A 22636-nucleotide genomic window follows, 5' to 3' on the forward strand; every position below is an offset into this window, starting at 1 on the left:
AACAAGGCATGACAGAAACAGAAATTAAGCAAATGCTTGCCCAAGGCGAACGACTTACCCTGGAATGCAAAAAAGCAAAGACGGAGCTCCCTAAATCTGTTTGGGAATCATATTCCGCTTTTGCCAACACTATTGGTGGCTATATATTATTGGGTATTGACGAAAATAGAAAAGAAACGGATGTTGACAAACGTTTCACTATCATCGGAGTTGACAATATCCCTAAGATTATCTTTGATTTATGGAACACCATCAATAGCAACAAAGTAAATAGAAACATTTTGCTAGACTCAGATGTAGAGGTAACTACAATAGACAAGAAATCTATTGTATGTATCCACGTGCCACAAGCAGATTGGCGAATGAAGCCTGTCTTCTTAAATGAAAATCCTTACAAAGGTTCCTTCAAGCGCAATCATGAAGGTGATTACCATTGCACAGAAATGGAAGTAAGAGCCATGATTCGTGATGCTAACGAAGATGGCAATGACGGAGGATTACTAGATGGTTTTACTCTGGATGACATTGATGCAAATACGCTCCATGGTTACCGTAATCAATTCAAAATACTAAATGCCGACCATGATTGGAACGATAAGGACGATAAAGAATTTTTGCGACTTTTAGGTGGATATACTAAGAATAGACAAACAGGAAAAGAAGGACTGACGGTAGCAGGGCTAATGATGTTTGGAACAGGGTTAGCCATAAGGGAGCGATTTGGAAATTTTCGTATGGACTATCTCGACATGAGCCATCTAGAAGGCGAGGAAAGGTATAGAGACAGACTAACTTACGATGGGCGTTGGGAGAACAACTTGTATCAATTCTTTAGAATTGTTATGCCTAAGTTGACATTCGACTTACCTCACCCTTTTCATATGGTAGGTTATCAGCGTGTAGATGACACACCACAAATGAAAGCTGTAAGAGAAGGATTTACCAACTCGATTATTCACTCTGACCTATTCTTGGATAGTGGTATCTTAAGGATAGAAAAGCATGATGACTGCCTATGCTTACGGAATCCAGGAAATTTGAAACTTCCGATAGAAAACATCTATGAAGGTGGGGTTTCAAAAGCACGCAACCCAAGAATACAGAATATGCTCCGTATGATAGGATATGGTGAGAATATAGGTTCTGGATTTCCAAAAATTATCTCTGCTTGGCAAAAGGCAGGTTGGGGTAAGCCTGAATTAATAGATAAATACGAGTTACAAGAGGTAGAACTACGATTACCTATTCCTAATGAAACTGGTGGTCAAACTGATGGTCAAACTGGTGGTCAAACTGGTGGTCAAACTGGTGGTCAAACTGGTGGTCAAACTGGATCACCAAAAACAATTGAAAAGGTTTTTGAATTAATAAAAGACAATCCGTATATAACAAGACAAGAGCTCGTGGACAAACTAGCTATCAAGGCAAGTGCAATACAAAAACATATAGAAAAGCTAAAGGCTCAAAAAAGAATAGAGCGTGTTGGTTCTTCTACATTTGGTGGCCATTGGGAAATCAAAGAATAAATAATCCTTCGTTTCATCATCGAAACAACAATATTCAATAGGCGGCTCTCCTCCAATCCGGGAGCCGCCTATTTTCTTTTTATCATCATGATTTCTCTATTATTTCCTTCATATCCTATAAAAAACACAAAAAAACTTTGGCGGTTTCAATTATTCAGCGTATCTTTGCAAAAGTTATAAGAATAAAATTATGGAGGAAATAATATGATAACAAAACGTACTGTACTTAACGAGGCTCAGCTTGAACTTCTTGACCTTGTGTCCGTTATGGACTCAAAAGAAGAGATAGAAGGATTGCGTAAAGCAATAACTGATTACTTGGGTTCACAACTAAAAGGAGAACTTGACAAACTTTGGGCAAACGGAACACTCAATGAAGAAAAAGTAGAAAGCTTCCGCACACTCCATGAAAGAACTCCTTATCATAAGGCAAAAGTATCATGCTAAAAGAGAAGTTTGATAAAAGCTAGCGAAGATGACAACAAGTTTGTTGATTGTGCCATTGCTAGTAATGCAATTTTTATTGTAACAGAAGATAAACATTTCAAAGAGTTAGAAAACATTCCTTTCCCAAAAGTGGAAATAGTAGGTATTGATGACTTTTTGAAACATCTCAAGAAATAATAGTTTTCAATAGGCGGCTCTCCTCCTATCCGGGAGCCGCCTATTTTCTTTTTCTCCTCGCCCTTTTCAAGTATTTTTTCCCTAAAACCTTGGAAGTTACGAGGAAAAGTCGTATCTTTGCAGAAGAAAAGCTGCACTCGGCAAATTGAAATACACGGCACGTGCCACTGTTCGACAAGCACACGGAGGCAGAGTGTATGGATATATTTGATTGTTGGATTTATATAGTGAAGAATATGAACATGTTTGAACAGATGCCATTCAGCGAGAAGTATCCAGTCTTCCGCAAGTTGGCAGAAACAGGCGACCTCCGCAAGCTCTCCCGAGAGGAACTCGAGCTGTATGACGAGGACATCAAGAATATGCGTGATATATATGCCACCAGAAAGTTTGATGAAAAGAAAGGGATGGAAATAGGTATGGCAAAAGGAATGGAAAAAGGAATGGCGAAAGAAAAGATAGCCACAGCTTACCGCCTTTTGTCCATGGGTCTTTCTGAAGCGCAAGTGGCAACGGCCACAGAGATTCCACTGGAGGAAATTCTGAAAATGAAGGAATAAGAAGAGATTACCAGGCGGCTCTCGAACATATCGGGAGCCGCCTTTTTTGTATGCCTTTACGTTATGCAAATCTATGAAAATCGTATTAAGCCTTCTGCACGTTTTCAAGATTTTTATGATCATATTCTTTAACAGACAATGGGATGGATTTTTGCACTTGCTTGTTGAATTCGCATTCTTTGTCTTCTATGAAAGATGATGCATATATTGACGATAGCGCTGTATCGGTACCACGCGTAGCGGTGTAATCGGTACCATGCTATCACTGCAATCGGTACCGCTTGTATCGCTGCAAGCGGTACCAAGATTTCAGTTCTGCTTTTCAATTTGCAAAGGTAATTTATTTTTTCAATTTCTGGCGCATAGATTCGCCTTTTAACTCTATTTTACTTGCATTTGCCACCAAACGGTCCATAATGGCATCTGCCAAGGTAGGATCACCTATGTAATCATACCATTTGGCAATGGGAAGCTGTGAGGCGATAATGACGGACTTTCTCTCGTATCTCTCTTCTAGGATTTGGAGCATTGCGAGTCTGGTCTTGTCATCCATTGGCTGCAACCCGAAGTCATCCCATATGAGCAAGTCATACTTTTCCAGATTGGTTATCATCCTCAGGTACGACCCATCCAGCTTGCTGAGTGCAACTTTCTCCACAAAGCTGTTCATATTGAGATAGAGAGTTCTGTAGCCTAGCATGCAAGCCTGTCTTCCAAGGGCACAGGCAAGGAAGGATTTTCCGCAGCCGCACTTTCCTTGTATGAGCAAGTTCTCATGCCTGCGTATAAAGGCACAGTCGGCAATGGCGGCAAGGTCATCCTTGGTGAAGTTGCGGTCTGTTCCACAGATGACATCCTCTAAGAGTGCCGTATATCTAAGCTTGCTGATTTTTAGATACATGGCGGTCTTTCGATCTCGTCTGTCCTGCACCTCTGCATCCACCATCTTGGAGATGGCGACTTCCAGGGATGGGCGGTTCTGTACAGGAAGGCTGGTCATGGCCTCGAAGGAGGATGACATACCTCTGAGCTTCAACTCGTTGAGTTGTATGATGGTTTCTTGTAAGTTCATGTTACTATATATGTTTAAATGTTCATAAATGCCTCCGCGCCTCTCACATAGTCGTTCTGTGGCACATTTGAGACTGTTTCTTCCCCGTCAACTTGGTCAAGGTTCTTCTCCAACACATTGCGGATGGTCGTGTAGGTGATGGATGAACAACCTGCCAGACGCTTGCAGGCCTTCTCCAGGCGCTCCTTGCCATACTTGCGCTTGAGAGACAGGACTCCTTGGCAGGACTTGTACGACTGCTCGACATGCTTCGTGCGATTGAGGATGGATTGGACTGCGGCAGTGGTGTTGCTGCCGACCAATGCCGCCTCCTCCAGGAAATAGGCGGCATTATATCCCTGTCCGTGCTTGTAGGCAAGATGTTTGTCTGGCATATGCTCGTCAAGCGTGCTGTATCCAGATCCTTGGCGACGCTGATGGATGGCTATGCGAGAACTCCCGGAGTAAACCTCCACGGTATCCAAGTCCCACAGTACGCTCACCTTTTGCCCGACATACTGGTATGGCACGCTATAGTTGTGCTTGTCAACCATGACGTGATAGGTACCGGACAGTTTCACCTCCTTGCGATATCTGAAGCGGTATGGAGCCATGGGCAGTTTACCCAACGTTGGTTGCTCTTCCGCCTCGAAGATGTCACGTCTGCTTCTCCCTGTCGTTCTGGACGGCTTTTCATTGAAGCCGTCCATCAACTCATAGATACGGGCATTCATACTCGGTAGATTGTAAAACACCTCGTCATGTAGCAGAGCGTAGACGGCATTGTATGTCTTTTGGACGAGTCCCTCGACTGGACCTTTGTCCCTGGGAGTGCGAACCCTGCAGGTTTGGAGGGTTGTATCGTAGTAGGCGGCCCATTCCACGGCTGCATCATTGAACGCTGGCTCGTAGCGGTCGTATTTCTTCACCCACTGCTTCATGTTGTCACTCTTGGCTATGCGAGTTGTTCCGCCGAAGTAAGAGAAGGCATCGGATATACCGCCGAAGAAGTTCTCCATGGAAGCGTTGTACATAGCCTTGGCAAATCCCAAACCGCTGTATGGCAGGATACAGACCAGGACGACAACCTTGGTTAGCTCACCTGTCTTCGGGTCGGTAAGCCACAGGGCATCGCCGGCGAAGTCAATCTGCATCTCTTCCCCAGGAATATAGGTGTTATGGAAGCTGAGGTTGTGTGAGTACTGATACTCACGGATTGACTTCTTGAACTGGGTGTATCCATATCCGTCGGGATGCTCCTTCTTGTATGACTCGTGCAGGGCTTGAATGGTGAGGTAGCGGTTATGCGACAAGTCTGACACATATTCAGGCAACAGCCCGTCCAGCACCTGACGTTGGGAGGATGGGGCTGCTGTGGGTTTGGACAACTGGAGGAAAGATTCTATTTCCCCGTCACTCATGCGGCCTATCACGCCATAGGACAAACCTTGGGAATCCGCCAGGGTCTTGTAACGGTTCAGTACGCCACGTCCCATGTGTAGTTGCTCGCAAATGGTGCGTTGCGGTATTTTTGCCGCTAGCATTTGAAATGAACGTTTTAATTTGCTCATGTTTACATTACTTTGTGCCATATCTATACAGATTTTAAAATTCTTCTGCAAAGATAGGCGGTGATTATTATACATGAGCAGAACTTTACATCTTTTTGATACCGATTGGTGCGCTATGATGGTACCGATTCAAGTGATACGATGGTACCGAATGCAGTGCTATGATGGTACCGATTCATGCGCTACAGTGGTACCGATTCGCCGATACTGTCACATATATATATAATAATGTGATAACTTGTATCTTTTGGTGTAAAATATTAGGTTTATTTATACTTTGATATATATCATGTGATTATACGACATTTGTCATCCGGTCGTACGACAAGTGTCGTACAAACGCATGACAAATGTCACGCAATCGCAAGAAAGGCTTCCTTGCATCGTTATAATTGATTCCTTGCATCGTATAAGTTGCGGCATTGTTATCATCCATCTCACCATAGCCAAGCATCGGGACGTAATTTTCATTTCCTCAGTTGGCTATGATTCCTCCTCTCACCAGCCATTTCGCAAAGAAGCGGTCACTAACCAGATAGCCAGTCGGAGTCTTGCTTACCAGCTGCTTATCTACCAATGCCTTTAATGCCGTTTTCACGCTGCTCGTAGCTGGAAGATGGTGGGTGCTGACAAACTGCTGACTCAACGGCGAAGATACCAAATGCTCACGAGCTATAGCCCACAAAAGGATTGTTCAATCTTGCCATATCTTGTTATCATTCATTATACAAACGTTCAGTGCGCTTTTTACGCAACGCAAATTACGCAATAAAAAACGAGACCGCCAAATGTTTTCTTGTTTTTTAATCATAATTATCTCCTAAAGCTACATATACCTTAATTATATATAGAAGAAAAGCGCACCGGAATGCAAACGTTTGCACAATTTATTCGCTTGATTTGCATCAATTTTTGAACAAGCTAATAAAATAAATCGTAACTTTGCCAACGTATAACAATACAACTTGCAATTAAACATAAAATAATAATCACAAAATACAATGATAATTATGAAGAAGATATACTTTACACTTATCGCTTTACTGGCAAGCATCAATATGTTTGCACAAGGTTGGCCTGCTAACTATAGTGGCGTCATGCTGCAAGGATTCTCATGGGATTCTTACGACTACTCCCAATGGACTGTCTTAGAGAAGCAAACCGATGATATGAAAGGATTCATCGACCTTGTATGGCTTCCACAAAGCGGTAAATGCATCGAAACTACTCAGGTAATGGGCTATAAGCCATATTATTATTTCAACCAGAATTCCTCATTCGGAACTGAGGCTGAACTCAGAAGTCTGATTGCCAAATTCAAAGCCAACGGCATAGGCGCAATAGCAGATGTTGTGGTCAATCATCGCAATACAGACGGCTGGTATACCTTCCCTGGAGAAACCTACAAGGGAGTGACCTACCAGATGCAATCTACAGACATCTGCAAGAATGATGATGGAGGAGCTACTTCAACACAGGCAACTAAAGACGGTGTAAGCCTCAGCCAGAACTATGATGAGGGAACCGACTTTGGAGGATGCCGTGATATTGACCATAAGAGCGCAAACGTGCAGAAGATTATCAAGGCATATCTGAAATTCCTGAAAGAGGATATAGGATATACCGGATTCCGCTACGACATGGTAAAGGGTTTCAGCGGTACCCACGTGGCTGACTACAATGATGCAACAGGCGTAAAATTCTCTGTTGGAGAATATTGGGATGGAAACGAGACTATCATCAACTGGATAAACAGCACCAACAAGAAGAGTGCAGCCTTCGACTTCCAGTTCCGTTATAATGTACGTGACGCAATAGGCGTAAAAGACAATAAGATTGTTTCAGCACAGAACTGGTCGAAGCTGAAGAGCGATTACAATCTGATGCATGATGCAACCTATCGTCAGTATGCCATCACATTCGTAGAGAATCACGACATGCAATACCGTTCTAAAGATGAGCCGCTGGATCCTCTTAAGCGAGATACGCTTGCAGCCAATGCCTATATGCTCGCCATGCCGGGAACTCCTTGCGTGTTCCAGCCACACTGGAGAGCATACAAGCAGGAAATCAAGAGCATGATTGAAGCCCGCAAACTTGCAGGCATCACCAACATGAGCAATTATACCAACAAGATGGCACAGACCGCATGCTTCGCCAATGAGACTACTGGCAACAAGGCTAAGCTCATCGTGGTTGTAGGAAACAACACCAAGGCATATACTCCGAGTGCTGATTATACACAGATTCTCGAAGGATACCACTACCGTTATTATCTTTCAAAATCAGCAGAAACCGCATGGTGCAATATTCCATCAGGCGAATACGAGGCAGGATTCAAGGCTAAGCTTACGGCTGTCAGTCAGAACAGCAATGCCAAACTGGTATACACTACTGACGGCACAGCCCCTACAGCCAAGAGCAAGCAGGTGGCTACAGGTAGCACCATCAACATAGAAGAGACCTGCACCTTGAAGGTTGGCTTGCTTATCAATGGAAACGTAACAGGTATCCGTACCTACAATTATACCGTCAAGGCATTCGAACCATATACCATCACCGTATATGCCAATGCTGACCAGGTAACCAACTGGGGTTCAGTCATGTATTTCTACGCATGGAATTCCAGCGAAACCTTTACAAAAGCCTGGCCAGGTACTGCTGTCACAGCAACCAAGACGCTGAACGGAAAGAAGTGGTACTATATGGACTTCAAGATCAAAAGCAAGGATGCTATCGTAAACATCATCTTCAATCAGGGAAATGGAACAGGCAAGAAGCAGACCGTAGACTTGAATGCCGGCAACAGCACCAAGTATTATGAGATTACCACTACACAGAGTAATGGCAAATACACCTGCAAGGATGTTACCGCCACCTGGGCACCAACAGGCATCACGGGAACTCCAACCATAAGCAATACCACAACAGACAACGCATGGTATACACTTAGCGGTATGAAATTGGGTAAGAAGCCTGCAGAGAGCGGTGTTTACATCCACCAGGGAAAGAAAGTGATTATCAGATAAGAATATAACAAATAAGTTCAAAGAATAGTTTTAAGTTTTTAGGTTTATTAAGGTTTATGTTTTTAGGTTTAGTTTTGTGTGAACAAAATTACTAGTTAGTTGTTTTAGGTTAAGAATAAAGAGGTATATCCAAGATTCATCTTCGGGATATACCTCTTTTCTTATTTTAATTATCTTTCTTATTCTAAATTATCTTTCGCGCTGGTCAGCACCCCACATCAGTTTCTCTCTCAGGGTAGAGAAATAACGCTGGTTGCGCTGCTTCACAATCTTGATGCTATGAGGAGCCTTGCGGATGATGAGGCGGGTTTCCTCCGTCATACGCTCACTACGACCATCGATGGCTACCAGATAGTTGTGGCTGCGGCTCTCGATATCGAGCGTGATGACAGCCGTATCGTTGATAACGATAGGACGGATGTTCAGACTGTGAGGAGCCACCGGAGTAAGACAGATGCTGCCACTCTGCGGAATGATGATAGGTCCGCCATTCGATAGATTGTATGCCGTAGAACCTGTTGGCGTGGTAACAATCAGTCCATCAGCCTGATAGGTAACGAGGAATTCGCCATCTACCTGCGTACGGATGGAAATCATCGAAGCATCATCACGCTTCAGTACGGCGATATCGTTGAGGGCGAACGGATTGCCGGCAAGTATGCCACCTTCTGCCTCCACCTGAATCACCGCATGCTCCTCTATCAGACATTCACCAGCATAAAGACTGTCCAGCGCCGACTCGATCTCGCTTGGCAGCACATCGGCAAGGAAGCCCAATCTGCCCATATTCACACCGATGATAGGCGTACCCTTGGCTCCCACACGGCTCGCTGCCTTCAGGAAGGTACCGTCACCACCCATAGAGATGACGTAATCCACATCAAAGTTGTAATCCTCGAACACCCCAGCCGCCTTCACATCGAGATGCTGGTCGCGGATAAGAAACTCGTAATAAGCATTCTCCACATAAACTTCAGCCTCCTTCTTTTCGAGATAAAGAAGGATTTTCTCTATCGAAGCCGACTTCTTAGCCTGGTATTCATTACCAAATATTGCGAATTTTAAATGTTGCTGTGCCATTTATTTTGTTATTTCAATAATTATTCTTACTTTTGCAAAGGTAATCATATTATTTGAATAACAAGACAAAAAACAAATAAATTATGGCTAAGGTATATGAATTTCTTGCCAATGGCTTCGAGGAAATCGAAGGATTGGCTCCGGTTGACATCCTACGTAGAGGTGGTGTAGACATCAAGACTGTAAGTGTAACGGGTACTGAATGGGTAGAAACATCGCATGGTGTTACCATCAAGGCTGACCTGAAGTTTGAGGATATTGCCAGCTTTGAAGATGCTGACATGCTGATGATTCCGGGCGGAATGCCAGGCAGTACAAACCTCAACGAGCACGAAGGTGTGCGCCAGGCGCTCATCGCACAGCACAAGGCTGGCAAGCGAATCGGTGCCATCTGCGCAGCCCCAATGGTTCTTGCAAGCACAGGCATCCTCGAAGGAAAGAAGGCTACCTGTTATCCTGGCTTCGAGCAGTATTTCGGCGAGAACACCGAATATACCGCCACCCTCTTCCAGGAAGACGGTAACGTGATTACGGGCGAAGGTCCTGCCGCAACCCTCCCATACGCCTATAAGATATTGAGCTATTTCGTAAGCAAGGAAACTGTAGCTGCCCTGCAGGATGGCATGATGTATGATCATCTCATGCAAAGCAAGTAAGCCCTATAAACTATACATTATAAAACATTAATTAGTAACAAAGTGGATTACGTAATCATAGTAGCCGGAGGCAAGGGCCTCCGCATGGGAAGTGAGATTCCAAAACAGTTCTTGCCGGTAGCGGGCAAGCCTATCCTGATGCGCACCATAGAGCGTTTTCATGAATATGACCCTGCATTGAACATCATCCTGGTTCTGCCGGAGAGTCAGCAGGCATACTGGCACCAGCTCTGCGAGGAGCATCATTTCAGCATCAAGCACCAGATAGCCAATGGTGGCGACACCCGTTTCCAGTCATCCAAAAACGGACTGGCACTCATTCCTGAAGATGAAGATGGCGTAGTGGGTATTCACGACGGCGTGCGCCCATTCGTATCTAAAGAAGTCATCGAGGAATGTTTCGAGACGGCTCGCGAAGAATATGCAGCCATCCCTGTATATGCCGTAACCGACACCCTGCGCTATATCGACCAGCACGGAGGCGGAAAGAACGTGCTGCGCAGCGATTACCGCGTGGTGCAGACTCCCCAGACCTTCGACATCGGTCTGGCAAAGCAGGCTTTCAACCAGGAATACAAGGAACAGTTTACCGATGATGCTTCGGTGGTAGAAAGTCTTGGCTGTCAGGTTGCAATGGTTGAGGGTAACCGTGAGAACATCAAGATTACCACTCCATTCGACATCAAGGTAGCGGAAGCTTTGCTGGGCTGATAATCTGCATGTCATCCCTGTTAGACAGGATGACGAAGACTGAGCCATAAGCTGGCAAGTTCAAATTCACTATCTGGCGGATTCTGGAAGTACCGGTACGGAAGGTTGCCGTAATCTGGCGCTCCTTATTCTCCTGATTAATCAGGAAATAGATATCCTTCCTGCCCGTTGCCTCCAGAACCAGACGGTGGGCATAATCCATATTCTCAGGCAGTATGACATCTGGATCGATGCCATACTGCGAGAAGTTCTTCGCCTGATAAGGCTTGTCGATGATGACGATGCCTTCCTCACGCAATTCCTCCAGTTTCGCTTTTATCTCAGCAGAGAGAGAGCTCTCCGGCTGCGAAACCACGAGAATGCGATAATCCTGATTTCCAGGCAGTTTACCTTTCGGACTGTATTCGAAATTCCATTTCAGCAAGGCATCCTTGTTAATCAAATCGTATTTGTAACCACGAGGGGCACGATAGCTGTTCTTCTGTTCGGGGTTTTCCGAAGGATGGAACACAGCGATATCAACCACCGATCTGCCCTGCTGCAGATAATGCTGACACATGGTGATGTAATCCATGAAACCTCGATCCTCTGGATGCCGGACAATATCATGCTGGAAAATGAGCCTGTTGATACCAAGCGCCAGGTGGCTGTCTGTCAAAGGTTTGAGCAAGGCGGGCGTTCCGTTCTGTGCGCCATAGTTTCCTGTACAAGCCACAGCCTGGACCGGATTTTCATTATAGATATGGGCTCTGCTTACGGCACGGAACATATCGTCGGGATGATCGGTACGCGGGATAGGCTCACAAGAAACCTCAACATACTGTTCTTCTGCCAGACGGGTGAAGGTCTGGAAGAACTTCTCCTTTACCAGTTCCTCGATGGTGAGACGGATATCATTCTGTACCTGTTCGTATCGGGAAGCCGACTCCAGCGGAACACCTGCCATGATAGGAAGATAAGGGATGAGATCATAGCCGCGGCGCACCTTGAATTCTTCGGCAAACTGACAGCCCCAGTTCTGGCTACCCCACTCTCTCGGGTCGATATACAGATACGACACCACATCGCCATGCGGACGGTTCAGTAACGGCGCATACCAGGAACCGAATAGTTTCTTTACGGCTGCCGGTGAGAACCTGTCCACCTCAAGTCCTATACCTTTCCCATCCGTTGCATGAGTCTGTCCCGTTGAGGTATGTCCCATCCGCAACAGGCACCAGGAGCCCTTAGGCAACTTATTCTGCAAGATACCATTCACCATGACACCCATCACCATTCCCCCTTCCATCTTCAAGGGGAGCACATCAGTCATCGGCACCGCCTCGCTCCGGGCAGCCGAATCGGTTGCGTTGCGCCAGGCAGGACCCGTTTTCCCTTTAAACCGGATAGCAAAAGCTGCAATATCCTGATAATATCCACCTTCGCTTCCGGCAGACTGCATCTTTCCGTCCTTATAACTCTCGGGCTGCCACATCTGCAAGCCTTCAATCTTCTTTCCGCCCTTCACGATGGTATCGGTCCAGACAACCTTCTGCATCGATTCAGCAGGGAGGACAAGCGGATTGCCAGGCAAGACATGGATGCCCATATCAAAATCGAGAGAGTCGGCTAGCTGGAAGGAATAATCCATCATCTTCCAGAACTCAGGCGACAGCTGTGCCACCCCGTCCTGAAATTCCAGACGCTCGCCGGCTTCACGTACCGGCATCAGCCAGATACCGCCCATACCTACATTCTTCATACCCGTCAGATCGGCATGAATACCCGGTCTGGAAACAGAGCCATACTTCCAGTTCCAGAAGGTCCAAGGCTTAGCCTCGTCATTATATGCCATTGCCGACACAACCAGAAGCGCCAGCAAAGCTATCACCATATATCTTTTCTTACTATTCATGAAAGTTTTAATCTTATTCGGTGCGAAGGTACGAAGAAAAATCAATATAAACAAATAAAAAAGCCACAATTGCGGAAAAAAAGCGTTAAACATTTTGGCTGTTTTGCCATAATGTTGTACTTTTGCATCATTATGAATAGTATTTTAGACCAAGACATCATGTTCCTGCCAGGGGTAGGACCCAAGAAGAAAGAGATACTGAGCAAGGAGCTCGGCATCAACTCTTATAGTGACCTGCTGGAATACTATCCATATAAATATGTAGACCGCTCCAAGGTTTTCCACATCAGCGAACTCAATGCCGACATGCCCTTTGTACAACTCAAAGGCAAGATACTCAGCTACGATGAGATAGATACCGGCAAGCGCAACAAACTGCTGGTAGCCCATTTCTCAGACGGCTACGGTGTGGCTGATCTCATCTGGTATCGCGGTGCCCAATACATCATGAAGACCTATAAGGTGGGAACCGAATATCTCGTTTTTGGAAAGCCAACCGTCTTCAACGGCAGATTCCAGTTTACCCATCCCGATATGGACGATGCCACCAATCTCCAGATTTCAGAGATGGGCATGCAGCCCTACTACTCGCTTACCGAGAACCTTAGGAAGCGCGGCTACACCTCACGTTCCATAGAGAAGATGACCAAGCAGCTGGTCACCATCCTTCCTCCTCTTCCCGAAACGCTGCCAAACCATATCGTAGACCGTCTGCATCTGGTTTCGCGCGATGCAGCCATCCGCATGATTCATTATCCGCATTCCCATCAGGAGATGCAGAAAGCACAGGTACGCCTTAAATTTGAGGAACTCTTCTATGTGCAGCTTAATATAATAAGGTATGCCACCGACCAGCGCCGCAAGTTCAGGGGATATGTCTTCAACCGCATCGCCGATATCTTCAACGGGTTCTATGCCCATCATCTGCCTTTTGAACTGACAGGAGCACAGAAACGGGTGATGCATGAAATCAGAGCCGATATGTGCAGCGGCAGACAGATGAACCGTCTTCTGCAGGGTGATGTGGGTTCGGGCAAGACGCTCGTGGCTCTCATGACCATGCTCATTGCGCTGGATAACGGTTATCAGGCATGTATGATGGCACCTACCGAAATTCTTGCCGAGCAGCATCTGCAAACCATCTGCGACTTCCTGCAGGGAATGGATATCCGGGTGGAACTGCTCACAGGCATCGTAAAGGGAAAGAAGAGAGAAAAGATTCTTGCCGACCTGGCTACGGGCGACATCCAGATTCTGGTAGGCACCCATGCCATCCTCGAAGACCCTGTGGTTTTCAGAAGATTAGGCGTAGCCGTCATCGATGAGCAGCATCGCTTCGGTGTAGCACAGAGAGCCAAGCTGTGGAACAAGAGCGAGAATCCGCCTCATATCCTCGTGATGACCGCCACTCCTATCCCCCGCACCCTCGCCATGACCATTTATGGTGACCTGGACGTGAGCGTGATTGATGAACTGCCACCGGGCAGAAAACCGATACAGACGCTACATAAGTTTGATACCCAACTCACCAGTCTCTATCAGAGCATCCGCCGCCAGATTAATCTCGGCAGACAGGTATATATCGTCTTTCCGCTGATCAAGGAAAGCGAGAAGAGCGACCTGAAGAACCTGGAAGAAGGTTACGAAACGCTGAAACAGGCATTCCCGGAATTCAAATTGAGTAAGATACACGGAAAGATGAAATCTACCGAGAAGGAGGTAGAGATGGAGCAGTTTGTGAAGGGCGAAACACAGATTCTCGTTGCCACCACCGTGATAGAAGTTGGTGTTAATGTGCCCAATGCTTCTGTGATGGTCATCCTGGACGCACAGCGCTTCGGTCTCTCCCAGTTGCACCAGCTGAGAGGCCGTGTAGGAAGAGGCTGCGACCAGAGCTACTGCATTCTGGTAACCAACTATAAGCTTTCAGAAGAAACCCGCAAACGTATTGATATCATGTGCGATACGAACGACGGTTTCCGTATCGCCGAGGCCGACTTGAAACTCCGTGGTCCCGGCGACCTGGAGGGAACGCAGCAGAGCGGCATGGCTTTCGACCTGAAGATAGCGAATATTGCCAGAGACGGTCAGCTGGTACAACTGGCGCGCACAGAAGCACAGGAAATCATCGACAACGATCCCGAATGCAATGCTCCTCACAACGCCCTACTCTGGAACCGCCTCAGGGATTTGAAGAAAACCCATATCAACTGGGCAGCCATCAGCTAAAGCAGTAAGCAAGAGCAGTTCCTGTTATCAGAAAGCAAGCAAAAGCAGTTCCTGTTATCAGAAAGCAAGGCTAAAAGGTGGCTTCAGCTATCAAGCAGCCTCACCCCCGTTCCAGGCGATTCCATCGCCTGTCCCAAAAGTAAAAAGTATAATTATGGATAGAAGAAGAAAGCCGGCTATCAGGGAGCCGCGACCAGAAATAACCCTGGAAGAAATGAGAGCCATTCTCGAAAACATTACAGAAATAGAAAGCGCAACAGGCATCAGATACGTCAAACTGCATGTAACGGCAAAGATGATTATCGGTATCAGAGAGTCATCGGGTAAGGAATTTACCATCAACCTCAACGACCTCTACCGCGCTTATCAGGAATGCCTCCGATTCACCAGTCCGGAGGTAAAAAAGTATATTTTCATGGGGCATTCTCCTGCCGTGGCTCTGTTGAGAATGCTACAAAAGCATGAAACGTACTAAAAGTCAACTCCTTGCATCTCATTTTCCTAATGTAAGTTAAAAATAAGGCTAGGGCGTTAAATATCGCCCTTTTGGCTTTAACAACTTTGGTTTTTTGAAGTTTTTTTGTTATATTTGCAACGTCTATATAACAAAACCGCTACATGAAGGCATTTGCCTTAGTGGTTTTTGCAGAATTTCTTGTATGATTCTGCGCTGTTGACACGAACCTAAAAAAGAAAATAGAAAAAGTAGTATGAGTTTTAAAAAGAGTATAAAGAAAATTTCGGTCGTTGCATTGTTGGCGCTAACAGTTTCTCCTGTTTGCGGACAAGATCTGTTGGCAAGACAGGCACCTGTAGACCACAGAATGAAATCGCTCGACACACTCGCTGTGTCGCATTATCGAATGATTGAAGACAGAGAGAACCCTGCAGCCGAGCTGTATGAGGATTTCTCTAACAAGTACGCTCACAGGGCTACAACCTTGCCTGAGCACTTCCGCATCGATCTCCGTCATTTCTGCATGCCAACTCCTAGTCGCGTTGTCACAAGTAACTTCGGTTACCGTGCTAGCTTTGGCCGCCAACATAAAGGTATGGACATCAAGGTTTATATTGGCGACTCAATCCGCTCAGCCTTTTCAGGCAGAGTTCGCATCGTAAGATATGAAGGTGGTGGTTACGGTAAGTACATCGTGATTCGTCACAACAACGGTTTGGAGACTATCTATGGTCACCTCTCTAAGCAGCTCGTTACTGAGGGCGAAGAGGTAAGAGCCGGCGATGTGATTGGCTTGGGTGGTAATACGGGTAGAAGTACCGGTTCGCATCTCCACTTTGAGACCCGTCTCTGTGGTGTGGCTCTGAACCCGGCACTCTTCTTCGATTTCCGCAACCAGGACGTTACAGGCGACTTCTACAGCTTTAACCGTAATACCTACGAAAGCGAATCAGCTGATGCCAATGCTGCCCGTGGCAAGGTTGGCAACGGTGGTTACACCAGAGAGCAGGTTAACGGCGGCGAAGTGGGAAGATACTACGAACTGCCTGCTGACCACGAGAAGCTCTACCACAAGGTGAAGCCAGGCGAAACGCTTAGTTCTATCGCTGAAAAGCGCGGCGTAACTGTAGAGCAGATCTGCAGACTCAACGGCTACCGCAAAGACAAGAAGGTTAGTGTAGGACAGATTATCAGATACGTATAAAAGAATAAACTCTAAAAAAGAGGGTGTGTCATTAATTAATGACACACCCTCTTTTTTTAGACCTTTATTTTCGCGATTCCTCGGCATTACAAGATGCCGAAGAGTCGCAATACATCGTTCAGATTGGCCACAACAAGCAGAAGAATCAGTATGCCGAAACCAATATACTCAGCACGCTCCATGAACTTATCGCCCGGTTTGCGACCTGTGATAATCTCATAGAGAAGGAAGAACACATGTCCACCATCAAGAGCAGGGATAGGAAGAATGTTCATGAAGGCAAGAATGATACTCAGGAACGCTGTCATAAGCCAGAATGCATGCCAATCCCATACAGATGGGAAGAGACTGCCCAGCGCACCGAAACCACCTAGACTCTTGGCACCTTCCTTAGAGAAGACATACTTCATATCGCCCACATAACCGGCCAAGACATTCCAGCCGTATTTGATGCCGGCAGGGAAACTCTCGAAGAAACCATAGTTGACATGAGTAATCTTATAATCGAGCATGACAGGATGATTGTAGAAACCAAACTTCACACCCTCTTCGGTAGACTTCAGGAGAACACTCGACTTGACGGTATCGCCAGAAGCCTTGAGATAAGTAACCTGAGCTGTAAGTGCTCTGGCACTATCCTGTGGCGTCTCAGCCGAAGCAAGCACATCCTCTACTCTGCCCAATTCTATCTGAAATTCGTTGAAAGAGACTACCTTTTTATTATTAATAGCAAGAATCTTATCACCCTTTGCCAAACCGAGTTTGCTGGCAGGCGAATCCTTCATCACACTATCAATCTGCAGAGGCACATACAAATCTACGAAGCGAGGACTGCTCTTAATCATACTGAGCATGTCGAGATCGCCAGGCAGATTAAGCGTCATCGGTTTGCCCTGACGGATGATATTGACCTGCTTAGCCTCAGAGAGATTACGATACAGATCGCCATCAAAGGTCTTGAACTCACCCAGATCGGTGCTTACCAGAATATCCTTATCCTGGAAGCCCAATGCCTTTGCCTCGGTATTGAACTTCATACCATAACTCATATCGCGGGTAGCCACATAATTGTCGCCCCAATGGAACAGAATCATGGAATAGATGAAGAGAGCCAACACGAAGTTAACCAGCACGCCACCTATCATGATGAGCAGGCGCTGCCATGCCGGTTTGCTGCGAAACTCGTATGGCTGTTCCGGCTGTTTCATCTGTTCGGTATCGAAACTTTCATCTATCATACCCGAAATCTTACAATATCCTCCGAGCGGCAACCATCCCAAACCATAGGTAGTATCCGAATTCTTTGGCTTGAACTCGAAGAGATGGAACCAAGGGTCGAAGAACAGATAGAACTTCTCCACTCTTACACCAAAGAGTTTGGAGAAGAAGAAGTGTCCGCCCTCATGGAGCAACACTAAGATGGAAAGCGACAGCATCAGCTGCAACGCTTTGATCAAAAATACTTCCATTTATTTACTTTGAACTTTGAACTTGGAACTTTGAACTTTATGATGAGCCCTATATCCTACGTTCATTTTAACTATTAACTATAAACTATTACTTGTGCATCAGCTCTGTAGCTATGCGGCGAGCCTCAGCATCGGTCTGCAGATAGACATCGAGGTCGGGATTACTGTCGAAAGTAGCCTTCGCCATCGTCTCTTCGATGATATCAGCCATCTGAAGGAAGCCACACTCACCTTTGCGGAAGCCGGCATTCACTATCTCGTTGGCTGCATTCACGATACATGACATATTACCACCCTTTCTGATGGCATCGAAAGCCAGTTGCAGACACTTGAACTTCTGATAGTCAGGCTTGAAGAACTGCAAATCCTGCGTCTTGAAGAGGTCGAGACGATCGCCATTCAGATGCAGACGCTGAGGGAAAGAGAAGGCATACTGGATAGGCAGACGCATATCTGGCACACCCAACTGAGCCTTGACAGCACCATCAACAAACTGAACGGCACTATGCACAACGCTCTGCGGATGGATAAGCACCTCAATCTTATCAGCCGGAACCCCAAAGAGCCATTTAGCTTCTGTCACCTCGAAGCCCTTGTTCATGAGCGAAGCCGAATCGATGGTTATCTTGGCGCCCATATCCCAGGTAGGATGCTTGAGGGCATCGGCAGCAGTCACCTTCTCCAACTGCTCGTGGGTATAATTGCGAAAAGGACCACCCGAACAGGTCAGGAGAATCTTCTCTACTTCGTTGTCGCCCTCACCCACCAGACTCTGGAAGATGGCACTATGCTCGCTGTCAACAGGGAGGATAGGCACATGATATTCCTGTGCAAGATTGCAGATCAGCTCACCCGCTACCACCAGTGTTTCCTTGTTGGCAAGACATATCTTCTTACGCGCCTTGATGGCATGGATGGTTGGTTCCAGGCCCGAGAAGCCTACCATGGAAGCCAGCACCATATCGATAGGCTCAGCCTGTACGATATCGCAAAGCGCCTGAGCACCGGCATAAACCTTGATATCAGGCTCATCACTGAGCATATCCTTCAGCTCCTCGTAGCGAGCCTCATTGGCTATGACCACAGCAGCCGGATGGAACTTGCGAGCCTGCTCGGCAAGTTCCTGCACTCGGTTGTTGGCGGTGAGGCAATATACCTCGTAAAGGTCACTGTGCTGTTCGATGACATCAAGCGCCTGTGTACCGATACTTCCCGTAGAACCGAGAATACATATCTGTTGTTTCTTCATTTACTTTGAAATTATTAACTTTGAACTTAGAACTTTATGATTAGTAAAGCAAATGAATTCTTCACTCTTCACTTTATAAGTCGAGCAATCCCTCAGGAATTGCCATTCTGATTTCTTTCTTTTCAGCACTCACCTCTTCGATGAGGTCGTTGCTGGCAGGGATGAGGATTTCATCACCTGCATCGGTTGTTACCTCGAAAAGAAGGTTGAGGGTAGAATCGTCTACATGTGCTATGGTACCTACCACCTTGCCGCTTACGGCATCTACCAGGTGGAAACCGATGATTTCTGCCCAGCTCATGTTCTCTTCATCACTGTCAGAGAGATGACGTGGGAAGAAAACCTCGCAACCGGTATAGTTGCGTGCCTGCTCTTGGGTATCGATATCCTCAAACTTCACGAGCACATTTTCATCGTTCTTAAAACGATATTCCTCTAAATAGAAAGGCACGAGGATGCCATCGATGTCGAGTACCAGGTACTCGGCATCTACACGGTCGAAAACATCATCTGTAATGGCGAAAGTAATCTCGCCCTTCACACCATGAGGTTTTCCCAACTTGCCTATCTTATATACTTCGTCACGTCTAATCATTCAACATTCAACATTTAACATTTAACATTGATTAATCACTGACACGGGTAATCTTGGCACCCAGCGCATTAAGGCGATGCTCGATATCCTCGTAACCACGGTCTATCTGGGCGATATTGGCAATGCGGCTGGTACCATTGGCACTCATGGCAGCAATCAGCAGGGCAATACCGGCACGGATATCAGGACTGGTCATTCTACCAGCACGCAGTTTGATCTTATGGTCATGACCAACCACCACAGCACGGTGAGGATCACAGAGAATAATCTGCGCACCCATATCAATCAGTTTATCCACGAAGAAGAGGCGGCTCTCGAACATCTTCTGATGGAAGAGAACGCTGCCGCGAGCCTGGGTAGCCACTACAAGGAGCACGGAAAGAAGGTCAGGAGTGAGTCCTGGCCAAGGGGCATCGGCAAGTGTCATGATGGTGCCGTCAATAAATGAATCGATGACATAATGCTTCTGCTCTGGAATCACAAGGTCATCATCCTCTATACTTATCTTCACTCCCAGGCGGCGGAATGCATCAGGAATAATACCCAAATCCTTGACAGACACATTCTTGATGCGCACACCTTCGCCACACATTGCCGCCATGCCGATGAACGAACCTACCTCAATCATATCAGGCAAGATGCGATGCTCGGCACCATGCAGTTTATCAACACCCACGATGGTGAGCAGGTTGCTGGCGATGCCGCTGATCTGAGCACCCATCGCATTGAGCAGATGGCAGAGCTGCTGGATATATGGTTCGCAAGCTGCATTATAAATGGTGGTAGTGCCCTTTGCCAATACAGATGCCATGATGATATTGGCGGTACCGGTAACCGAAGCCTCATCGAGCAACATATAGCAGCCCTTCAGCTTCTTTGCCTGTATCTGGTAAACATTACGCTCATCATCGTGAACGAAGTTGGCGCCCAGATACTTGAAGCCCAGGAAGTGGGTATCCAGACGGCGACGACCTATCTTATCGCCACCCGGCTGAGCTATGGTAGCCTTGCCACATCTACCGAGCAGCGGACCTATCATGAGCACACTACCACGAAGAGAAGAACATTTCTTCACAAACTCCAGACTGTCGAGATAATCGAGTTTCAACTCATCACTTTGGAATGTATAGTCGTGACGACTGTGCTTGGTTACCTTGACACCTATCTCCTGGAGCAACTTAATCAGGTTGTTCACATCCAGGATGTCCGGCACGTTGGTGATGCGCACAGGCTCGTCGGTAAGGATTGTGGTACAGATAACCTGCAGTGCCTCGTTCTTGGCGCCCTGAGGTGTGATAGTACCTTTGAGCGGATGACCGCCCTCTATGATGAAAGACTCCATAAGCTTGTCTACTATATATAATAATGTGGATTACTTTTTCTTCTTATTATTATTTACATTCTTAGGTTGTGCCTCAATCTTCTCGAAAACGAAAGTATCGAGATCGAGCTGGATGTTGCCATCGGTAAAACGTGCCAGATCGGAAGCTACCTTGGCTACATCGCTGGAGCCATGGCTCCAGGTTACCAGGTCGCGATGCATCTGGTTGGCAGTAAGCTCCACGAGTTTATCGCGCTCCTCACTTGGTTCCATCGTCTTCAGCTTTTCGAAAATCTCGAAGAGCATAGCTCCATAATGGCGCACCGGGATGTGCTGCATAGGATATGGCAAAGGCTCCGGCTTGGTTGCTATCTTTACAGCATCCGATACATCATAAGGGAAATCGATGTCGAGCTGGAAATTGCTCATGATGGCAAGCTGGTCCCAGAGTTTCTGCTCATGGTCCTCTACCCCTCTGTTCTCTGGGAACATACGGTCCATGACTGCAATAATGGTCTCTGCACAGCGCTGGCGCTCTTCACGGTCGGTAAGCGTCAGACAATGGTCTACCATCTGCTGAATCTCACGGCCATACTCAGGCAGAATGAGCTTAGCTCTCTGGGTATTATAGTCTAATCCTTCTATATTCATTCTTACAATATTTTATATAATCAATAATTCTAGAGCAGTTTCTTTGGCATCTTAGCCACGAAATCCTTGAGATAGAAAGGCACGAAATATGCCACATCTTCGAACTTGCCCTCTACAAAACGCTTCTCTGCCAGCGGAGCCATATTCTTAGCCAAAGGCTCAATGCCCTCTACGAGGTGAGCATTCGGATGGTTGATGGTCTCCATACACTTGGCAGCGCCATTTCCGAAGAAGTATACATGATGCTGGTCCAGATATTCCTTGTAGGTATCAGCATCCACAATATCAGCCTGAATAGGGCGAACCACCTTCAGGGCGCGGTCGAGCACTTCGGCATATACCTCCATGCGGCGGGCGTCGAGCATAGGTACGATGAGAGCGTCTTCCTCCTCAGGATGTTCGCCAAGCAATACAGGCACAGCCATCAGTTCGAGTGTTGGAACAGCGATGAGTTTCACACCGCGACCATAACAGATGCCCTTCGCCATACTCACACCGATACGCAATCCGGTATAGGAACCCGGACCGCAACTTACCGCCACAGCCTCCAGCGGAAGGCCATGAGAATCGAGGAAATCAAGAGCCTCATCTACAAACACACCCAACTTAACAGCATGGTTAGGACCTGTGTGATCTTCCTGGTTGAAAATCACCTGTCCACTATCACTAATTGCCACTGAGCACACGTCCGTACTCGTCTCAATATTCAATATACACGACATAATTAAAAAATATATTCTTAAATAAGGTGCAAATATA

General features: G+C 46.5%; 21 protein-coding genes. 10 read left to right on the top strand and 11 right to left on the bottom strand.

Features of this window, described 5'->3' with window-relative positions:
- The first annotated feature begins 8 nt into the window (after positions 1-8).
- The 4 genes from NQ544_RS10515 (at position 9) to NQ544_RS10530 (ending at position 2710) form a co-directional block, all read left to right on the top strand.
- The gene (locus NQ544_RS10515) at positions 9-1526 is read left to right on the top strand and encodes a DUF8451 domain-containing protein (protein WP_006848550.1); all 1518 of its coding nucleotides are present in this window, start codon (positions 9-11) and stop codon (positions 1524-1526) included.
- 204 nt (positions 1527-1730) lie between these two features.
- On the top strand, positions 1731-1973 hold the full coding sequence (locus NQ544_RS10520) for a DUF8507 family protein (RefSeq protein ID WP_006848551.1): 243 nt from the start codon (positions 1731-1733) through the stop codon (positions 1971-1973).
- A 9-nt stretch (positions 1974-1982) separates the two neighbouring features.
- Entirely contained in the window at positions 1983-2150 is a 168-nt protein-coding gene (locus NQ544_RS10525) for a hypothetical protein (protein WP_307681167.1), read from the top strand.
- Positions 2151-2347: 197 nt separating this feature from the next.
- A complete protein-coding gene (locus NQ544_RS10530; protein WP_006848553.1) occupies positions 2348-2710 on the top strand; it encodes a hypothetical protein in 363 nt (120 codons plus the stop codon).
- A 340-nt stretch (positions 2711-3050) separates the two neighbouring features.
- Here NQ544_RS10530 and istB read toward each other — a convergent pair whose 3' ends face one another.
- The 3 genes from istB to NQ544_RS10545 form a co-directional block, all read right to left on the bottom strand.
- Positions 3051-3782, bottom strand: coding sequence for an IS21-like element helper ATPase IstB (istB, locus tag NQ544_RS10535; protein ID WP_006847955.1), 732 nt, complete (start codon positions 3780-3782; stop codon positions 3051-3053).
- Positions 3783-3796: 14 nt separating this feature from the next.
- On the bottom strand, positions 3797-5353 hold the full coding sequence (istA, locus tag NQ544_RS10540; RefSeq protein WP_040553263.1) for an IS21 family transposase: 1557 nt from the start codon (positions 5351-5353) through the stop codon (positions 3797-3799).
- Between the two features lie 454 nt (positions 5354-5807).
- A complete protein-coding gene (locus NQ544_RS10545) occupies positions 5808-6017 on the bottom strand; it encodes a hypothetical protein (RefSeq protein WP_006847957.1) in 210 nt (69 codons plus the stop codon).
- 325 nt (positions 6018-6342) lie between these two features.
- Here NQ544_RS10545 and NQ544_RS10550 point away from each other — a divergent pair, with 325 nt between their 5' ends.
- A complete protein-coding gene (locus tag NQ544_RS10550) occupies positions 6343-8361 on the top strand; it encodes an alpha-amylase family glycosyl hydrolase (protein WP_040553332.1) in 2019 nt (672 codons plus the stop codon).
- Between the two features lie 189 nt (positions 8362-8550).
- Here the strand turns inward: NQ544_RS10550 and NQ544_RS10555 are convergent, their stop codons facing one another.
- Positions 8551-9441, bottom strand: coding sequence for an NAD kinase (locus tag NQ544_RS10555; RefSeq protein WP_006847959.1), 891 nt, complete (start codon positions 9439-9441; stop codon positions 8551-8553).
- Positions 9442-9524: 83 nt separating this feature from the next.
- Between NQ544_RS10555 and NQ544_RS10560 the strand changes: the two genes are divergently transcribed.
- Together NQ544_RS10560 and NQ544_RS10565 are read left to right on the top strand one after the other, a co-directional pair.
- Positions 9525-10097, top strand: coding sequence for a DJ-1 family glyoxalase III (locus tag NQ544_RS10560; protein WP_006847960.1), 573 nt, complete (start codon positions 9525-9527; stop codon positions 10095-10097).
- 42 nt (positions 10098-10139) lie between these two features.
- On the top strand, positions 10140-10808 hold the full coding sequence (locus NQ544_RS10565) for a 2-C-methyl-D-erythritol 4-phosphate cytidylyltransferase (protein ID WP_006847961.1): 669 nt from the start codon (positions 10140-10142) through the stop codon (positions 10806-10808).
- Here the strand turns inward: NQ544_RS10565 and NQ544_RS10570 are convergent.
- Positions 10780-12702, bottom strand: a complete 1923-nt coding sequence (locus tag NQ544_RS10570; RefSeq protein ID WP_040553265.1) for a glycosyl hydrolase — start codon at positions 12700-12702, stop codon at positions 10780-10782. The genes NQ544_RS10565 and NQ544_RS10570 overlap by 29 nt on opposite strands.
- Positions 12703-12834: 132 nt before the next feature.
- Here NQ544_RS10570 and recG point away from each other — a divergent pair, with 132 nt between their 5' ends.
- The 3 genes from recG to NQ544_RS10585 all read left to right on the top strand — a co-directional run bounded on the left by recG (position 12835) and on the right by NQ544_RS10585 (position 16592).
- Complete coding sequence (recG, locus tag NQ544_RS10575) at positions 12835-14931, top strand: ATP-dependent DNA helicase RecG (protein ID WP_006847963.1); 2097 nt, start codon at positions 12835-12837, stop codon at positions 14929-14931.
- Between the two features lie 154 nt (positions 14932-15085).
- The gene (locus tag NQ544_RS10580; protein WP_006847964.1) at positions 15086-15406 is read left to right on the top strand and encodes a hypothetical protein; all 321 of its coding nucleotides are present in this window, start codon (positions 15086-15088) and stop codon (positions 15404-15406) included.
- A 235-nt stretch (positions 15407-15641) separates the two neighbouring features.
- Positions 15642-16592, top strand: coding sequence for a M23 family metallopeptidase (locus NQ544_RS10585; protein WP_006847965.1), 951 nt, complete (start codon positions 15642-15644; stop codon positions 16590-16592).
- Positions 16593-16678: 86 nt separating this feature from the next.
- Here NQ544_RS10585 and rseP read toward each other — a convergent pair whose 3' ends face one another.
- From rseP to tsaB, 6 genes are all read right to left on the bottom strand, one after another.
- Positions 16679-18061, bottom strand: coding sequence for an RIP metalloprotease RseP (gene rseP / locus NQ544_RS10590; RefSeq protein WP_006847966.1), 1383 nt, complete (start codon positions 18059-18061; stop codon positions 16679-16681).
- An 88-nt stretch (positions 18062-18149) separates the two neighbouring features.
- Positions 18150-19310: a 1-deoxy-D-xylulose-5-phosphate reductoisomerase gene (locus tag NQ544_RS10595; RefSeq protein ID WP_006847967.1), complete on the bottom strand. Its 1161-nt coding sequence runs from the start codon at positions 19308-19310 to the stop codon at positions 18150-18152.
- Positions 19311-19383: 73 nt separating this feature from the next.
- Complete coding sequence (rimM, locus tag NQ544_RS10600) at positions 19384-19905, bottom strand: ribosome maturation factor RimM (RefSeq protein WP_006847968.1); 522 nt, start codon at positions 19903-19905, stop codon at positions 19384-19386.
- 31 nt (positions 19906-19936) lie between these two features.
- Positions 19937-21247, bottom strand: coding sequence for a UDP-N-acetylglucosamine 1-carboxyvinyltransferase (gene murA, locus NQ544_RS10605; RefSeq protein WP_006847969.1), 1311 nt, complete (start codon positions 21245-21247; stop codon positions 19937-19939).
- Between the two features lie 30 nt (positions 21248-21277).
- Positions 21278-21877, bottom strand: coding sequence for a DUF4290 domain-containing protein (locus tag NQ544_RS10610; RefSeq protein ID WP_006847970.1), 600 nt, complete (start codon positions 21875-21877; stop codon positions 21278-21280).
- 29 nt (positions 21878-21906) lie between these two features.
- The gene (gene tsaB, locus NQ544_RS10615; RefSeq protein WP_040553267.1) at positions 21907-22599 is read right to left on the bottom strand and encodes a tRNA (adenosine(37)-N6)-threonylcarbamoyltransferase complex dimerization subunit type 1 TsaB; all 693 of its coding nucleotides are present in this window, start codon (positions 22597-22599) and stop codon (positions 21907-21909) included.
- Positions 22600-22636: the final 37 nt, after the last annotated feature.

Source organism: Segatella copri DSM 18205, from assembly GCF_025151535.1.
GTDB lineage: Bacteria > Bacteroidota > Bacteroidia > Bacteroidales > Bacteroidaceae > Prevotella > Prevotella copri.